We start from the raw sequence: 5,691 nt of genomic DNA, 5'->3' as shown, positions 1-5,691 counted from the left end.
GTCATGGGGAGACACACGCTACTACCCGGCGGGCAGGGCGCGCGGGCGGGGACGGGGGCTGCGGCGTCGGGCACAGGTCCATTATCCGCCCGCGCGCCCTGCCCACCGGGTAGTAGCGTGTGTCTCCCCATGACCCCGTCGGACATCGTGCTCACCCTCCGCGCCGCAGGCTGCGTGTTCGCCGAGGACGAGGCAGACCTGATCGTCGCCGCCGCGACCTCCCCCGCCGAGCTCGACGACATGGTCTCGCGCCGGGTCTCGGGGCTCCCGCTCGAGCAGGTCCTCGGCTGGGCCGAGTTCTGCGGCCTGCGCATCCTCGTCGAGCCCACGGTGTTCGTGCCCCGCAGGCGTTCGGAGCTCCTCGCGTCCTCCGCCGTGGAGATCACAGCGGAGGACGCGACGGTCGTGGACCTGTGCTGCGGCACGGGTGCGCTCGGGGCGGTGCTGCGCGCAGCCCGTCCCGGCATCGACCTGCATGCCGCCGACATCGACCCTGCGGCCGTGCGCTGCGCGCGCCGGAATCTTCATGGACAGGTCTATGAGGGCGACTTGTACGACGCCCTCCCCGACCACCTGCGAGGACGGGTCGACGTGCTCGTCGTCAACGCCCCGTACGTCCCGACCGAAGCGATCGGGACCATGCCCCCCGAGGCCCGGCTGCACGAGGCCCGGGTCGCGCTCGACGGGGGCGCCGACGGGCTCGACGTGCACCGACGGGTCGCCGCCGACGCCGCGGCCTGGCTCGCCCCGGGCGGTCACCTCCTGATCGAGACCAGTGCGCGCCAGGCTCCCGTCGCCGTCGGGCTCTTCGAGCGGGCCGGGCTCGTCGCCCGGACCCTGACCGACGACGACCTCGGCGCGACCGTGGTGATCGGCACGAGCCGCCGGTAGCGGTCGCCCGGCCCGCACGTTCCCGGCCCGCACGCTGGGCCTGTCCGTGAGGCCCGCCCCGTAGACTCGGGGGAATGCAGTGCCCCCACTTCGACGCCCACGAGTGCCGTTCGTGCACCCTCATGGGGCAGGGCTACGCCGCGCAGCTTGCCGACAAGCAGCGGCACGCGGGCGACCTCCTCGCGGCGCACGAGGGGCTGCGGTGGGACCGCCCGTTCCCGAGCCAGGAGTCCGGCTTCCGCAACAAGGCCAAGATGGTCGTGGGCGGCACGGTCGAGCACCCGACGCTCGGCATCCTCGACGCGGGCGGGCGTGGCGTCGACCTCCAGGACTGCGGCCTGTACCCGGCCGACCTCCAGGCCGTCTTCCCCGTCCTCGCGGCGTTCGTCACGCGCGCGGCCCTCACGCCGTACGACGTGACGACGCGGCGCGGCGAGCTCAAGAACGTGCTGGTCACGCAGTCGCCAGACCGCGAGCTCATGGTCCGCTTCGTCCTCCGCTCGCAGGAGCCGGTGTCGCGCCTGCGCAAGCACCTGCCGAGCCTGCTCGACGCGCTGCCGCAGGCGCGCGTGGTGTCGGCCAACATCCTGCCCGAGCACAAGGCGGCGCTCGAGGGCGACCAGGAGATCCTGCTCACCGAGGCCGACACCCTGACCATGCGGGTCAACGGCATCGAGATGCACCTGCGCCAGCAGAGCTTCTTCCAGACCAACACCGAGGTCGCCGCGGCGCTGTACCGGCAGGGGCGCGAGTGGGTCGACGAGGCCGCGCCGTCGAGCGTCTGGGACCTGTACTGCGGCGTCGGCGGGTTCGCGCTGCACTGCGCGGCGCCGGGGCGTGAGGTGGTCGGGATCGAGTCGAGCCGTGAGGCGATCGTGAGCGCCGAGCGCAGCGCCGCGCAGGCCGGGTTCGACGACGTGACGTTCCGGGCCGGTGACGCCACGGCGTTCGCCCTCGCGGCCGAGCGGGTCCCCGACCTGGTGATCGTGAACCCGCCGCGGCGGGGGATCGGCGCGGAGCTCGCGGGCTGGCTCGAGTCCTCGACCGTGCAGCAGGTCGTCTACTCGAGCTGCAACGCCGAGTCGCTGGCCCGCGACCTCGCGGCCATGCCGTCGCTGCGCCCCGTGCGAGGGCGGGTGCTCGATATGTTCCCGCAGACCTCGCACTACGAGGTCATGGTCCTGCTCGAGCGCGCCTGAGCCCCGGGCCGTCAGCGGTCCAGGGCCGTGAGCCGCTCGGCGGCGGCGAGGGCCGCCGCGGCGAGCACGGCTCGCAGTCCCGCGACGTCGACAGGGATCCCGTCGGGGGTCCGGTCCGGGACGCCGGGGAGCAGGTCGGCTGCCGCGGGCGGTTCGGGGACGTCGGGTGGCGGGGGCAGCTCGCCCAGGACACGGGGGCCCGACGGCGTCGCTCCCGTCCCCGCGTCGCTCGCCGGGTCGTCGCCCGGGTCGGGCGACGGGTGGTCGGCCGTGCCCTCGCCGCCGGTTCCGGTGGGGCCGCTCGTGGCGGTGCGTGACGTGAGGTCGCCCGCCGTGAGGTCGCCCGGTGTCGACATCCCCCGCAGCGCGTCGAGCACCTGCTCGCGCGAGCGTCCGCGCAGCAGGAAGAGCACGAACGGGTCGGCGTCGAGCAGCCAGCCCGCCTGATAGCTGAGCGCCGCCGCGTGCAGGCAGGGCAGGTCCCAGGTGGGGCAGTCGCACGCGGGTTCGAGGTCGCCGATCCCGGGGAGCAGCGTGACGTCGGCGTCGAGGGCCGCAGCGACGACGTCGCGCGGCATCTCCCCGGCGAGCAGGGCAGCGAGCCGCCCGGACCGCGAGGCGAGGGCTTCGAGGAACCTGTCCCACTCGTCGTCGGACAACGGTTCGAGCGAGACGACCGTGTGGTACATCTCCCCGTCATCATCTTGTACGCGCGCCTGGACCGCGCCGGGGCTGACTGTGATCGGCCCGACCCGACCGGTGCGCGCGTAGGCGCGTCCCTTCTTGAGCGGGCCTGCGTCGAGCGCGAACTCCTCCATGGCGCGCACCCAGGAGCGCGCCCACCAGGACTGCCCCCGGCGGACGGCGCCCTGGGTCGCGGTACCGGTCGGAGGGAAGGCGGGGAAGCCCACGGCGCTCATGAGCGCCCCCTCTCGCCGGCGGCGGACGATCGCTCGTCGCCGTCGGCTCCCCGCCACGACACCAGCTCGGCCAGGTCGGCCGTGCTGAGCTCGGAGATCGCGCCCTCGACACCGCCCGGCGCCAGGACCGCGTCGGCGAGCTCGCGCTTGGACTCGATCATGCGGGCGATGTGCTCCTCGATGGTTCCCTCGCTGGTCAGGCGGTGCACCTGGACGGGCCGGGTCTGGCCGATCCGGTACGCCCGGTCGGTGGCCTGCTCCTCGACGGCCGGGTTCCACCAGCGGTCGTAGTGGATCACGTGGTCGGCCCGCGTGAGGTTGAGCCCGGTGCCCGCGGCCTTGAGCGAGAGCAGGAACACGGGCGGCATCTCCTCGGTGGCCTGGAACCGGGCGACCATCTGCTCGCGCTGGGCCACGGGCGTCCCGCCGTGCAGCAGCATGGTCGGGACGCCACGACGCGCGAGGTAGGACTCGAGGAGCCGGGCCATCGCGACGTACTGCGTGAACACGAGGATCGCGCCCTCCTCGGCCCGGACGGTCGCGACGAGCTCGGTGAACGCGTCGAGCTTGCCGGATCGCCCGGACAGCCGTGGTTCGTCCTCGTGCAGGTACTGGGCGGGGTGGTTGCAGATCTGCTTGAGGTGCGTGAGCAGCCCACCGATCATGGCGCGCCGCCCCATGCCCTCGGCCCGGTCGATCTCCTCGAGCGCCGACCGCACGGCGCCCTCGTAGAGCCCCACCTGCTCGGCCGTGAGCGGCACGACCTGGTCGGTCACGGTCTTGGGCGGCAGCTCGGGCGCGATCCCGGGGTCGGACTTGCGTCGCCGCAGCAGGAACGGTCGGACCAGCCGGGACAGCCTCTCGGCCAGCACGGGGTCGCGGGTCTGCTCGATCGGGTCGGCCCACCGGCGCCGGAACTGCCCGCGCGAACCCAGCAGGCCGGGGACGAGCCAGTCCATGACGGCCCACAGCTCGGTGAGGTTGTTCTCGACGGGCGTCCCGGACAGGGCCACGCGCGCTTCCGCGGGGACCGTCCGCAGCGCCTTCGCGGTGCCCGAGCCCGGGTTCTTGACGTGCTGGGCCTCGTCCGCGACGACGAGCCCCCAGCGGTGCGCCGCGAGCACCGGGTCGGCCTGCGAGGAGTCCGACAGGACCGTCCCGTACGTCGTGAGCACGAACCCGTCGGTGACCCCGCGCAGGTCGCGCGACGCGCCGTGGAAGCGCCGCACCGCGACGCCGGGCGCGAACCGGCGGATCTCCTGCTCCCAGTTGCCCAGGAGCGAGGCCGGGCACACCACCAGGGTGGGCCCGGCGCCCGCCGCCTCCCCGGTGGGAGCGGCGGCGTCGTCGGGCCGGGGGCGAGCGCGGTGCAGGTGCAGCGCGATGAGCGTGACGGTCTTGCCGAGGCCCATGTCGTCCGCGAGGCACGCGCCCAGGCCCAGCCCCGTCAGGCGTGCGAGCCAGCGCAGGCCGTCGAGCTGGTAGTCGCGCAGCGACGCGTGGAGCCCCTCGGGCGCGACGACGTCACGCGCCGGGGACGGGTCCTCGAGCTCGGCGCGCAGCCGGTCGAGCCAGGGCGTCGGGGTCACGGCGAGCTCGTGGTCGCCCACGCGGGCGACGCCGGTGAGCGCGGCCGCGACGGCGTCGAGCGCGGAGACGGGCTGGGGCGAGCGCCGCGTCGCGGCCGTGGCCGCGGCGGGATCCGCGAGGACCCAGCGCCCACGCAGCTGCACGACGGCGGAGCGCCCCTCCGCGTGGACGCGCGCCAGGTGCTCGCGCTCGTCCGCGGTGAGCCGCACGCCGTCGAGCGTCAGCTCGTGCGTGAGCGTCATGGGCGACGACGAGACGGACCGCGGACGGCCGTGGCCGGGGGAGCCGAGCAGTGCGGGAAGGGCTCGGCGCTCCTCGTCCGGGGCGTCACCGGGGACCTCGGTCGGGGAGAAGACCGCGACGGACCGCACCTGACCCGCGAGGTGGGCGGGCCACTCGACCGCGATCCCCGTCGCCGCCAGCGACGCGGAGCCCTCGGCGAGAAGCTCGCGGACGTCGGCCGGGGCGAGCACGAGCGAGCCCGGGACGGCCTGGTCGAGCAGCCCGTCGAGCGGGGGCCAGGCCACCGCTCCCGCGCGCAGCCGGACCAGGACGTCACCGATCGCCTCCTGGGCCTCGCGTGCTCCCTCGCCGGTCCGGGCCGACGCCCACAGGTCCGCGGCAGGGCGGGTCCCGGTGGGGCCGCGGACGATCACGGTCGCGAGCCAGTCGCACGTGGCCAGGTCCTCGTGGCGGTCGCTTTCGGGGGGCAGCGGGTCACCCTGGGTGGGGGACTCGGTCACCGTCGGCGAGGGGAGCGGTCGCCCTCGGCCTGCCGGTGAGTGGCCGTCGGCCGGAGACCCGTCGCCCTCGGCCGAGCGGGCACCGGCGGTGCGGTGCACGAGCGGCTCGAGCCGCAGGCTCACGGCCACCCGTGGGTCGAGGAGCGCCGTGGCGTCGTGCGCCCAGTCCGTGAGCTGGTCGGGAACCGGGGGCTCACCGGCTCCCGGCGCCGCGACCAGGCCGCGGGCCACCCCGCGAGGCACTCCGATGCTCGCTCCGGCCTCCCGGACGAGGGCGTCCGCCACGGCATCCATGGCGACCCGGACCATGGTGGCCCGCGCGCCTGCGTCGCTCCTCGGGCCCGCCCC

The 5,691-nt window shown here is 75.0% G+C and carries 4 protein-coding genes; 2 read left to right on the top strand and 2 right to left on the bottom strand.

Translation table 11 applies throughout. The annotated features are described in order from the left end of the window. Positions 1–129: 129 nt before the first annotated feature. Both OERS_RS20155 and rlmC read left to right on the top strand, forming a co-directional pair. A complete protein-coding gene (locus OERS_RS20155) occupies positions 130–891 on the top strand; it encodes a putative protein N(5)-glutamine methyltransferase (RefSeq protein WP_068627768.1) in 762 nt (253 codons plus the stop codon). Positions 892–965: 74 nt separating this feature from the next. Continuing rightward, positions 966–2,090 (top strand): 23S rRNA (uracil(747)-C(5))-methyltransferase RlmC, encoded by a 1,125-nt coding sequence (rlmC, locus tag OERS_RS20150; protein ID WP_056762908.1) that lies wholly within the window; start codon positions 966–968, stop codon positions 2,088–2,090. An 11-nt stretch (positions 2,091–2,101) separates the two neighbouring features. On the opposite strand, the gene OERS_RS20145 is transcribed toward rlmC, so the two are convergent. Next, on the bottom strand, positions 2,102–3,010 hold the full coding sequence (locus tag OERS_RS20145; protein ID WP_068627767.1) for an SWIM zinc finger family protein: 909 nt from the start codon (positions 3,008–3,010) through the stop codon (positions 2,102–2,104). Beyond that, on the bottom strand, positions 3,007–5,691 hold a 2,685-nt coding region (locus tag OERS_RS20140), incomplete at its 5' end, for a DEAD/DEAH box helicase (RefSeq protein ID WP_248948793.1). The genes OERS_RS20140 and OERS_RS20145, both read right to left, overlap by 4 nt.

It is taken from the genome of Oerskovia enterophila (genome assembly GCF_001692445.1).
Taxonomy (GTDB): Bacteria; Actinomycetota; Actinomycetes; order Actinomycetales; family Cellulomonadaceae; genus Oerskovia; species Oerskovia enterophila.
The sequence above is the reverse complement of the archived record's forward strand: the minus strand, read 5'-3'. Positions and strand labels throughout refer to the sequence as shown.

Excerpts from the sequence above, each read along its gene's own strand:
- rlmC (WP_056762908.1), top strand. The coding sequence starts at position 966 with ATGCAGTGCCCCCACTTCGACGCCCACGAGTGCCGTTCGTGCACCCTC.
- OERS_RS20155 (WP_068627768.1), top strand. The coding sequence starts at position 130 with ATGACCCCGTCGGACATCGTGCTCACCCTCCGCGCCGCAGGCTGCGTG.
- OERS_RS20145 (WP_068627767.1), bottom strand. The coding sequence starts at position 3,010 with ATGAGCGCCGTGGGCTTCCCCGCCTTCCCTCCGACCGGTACCGCGACC.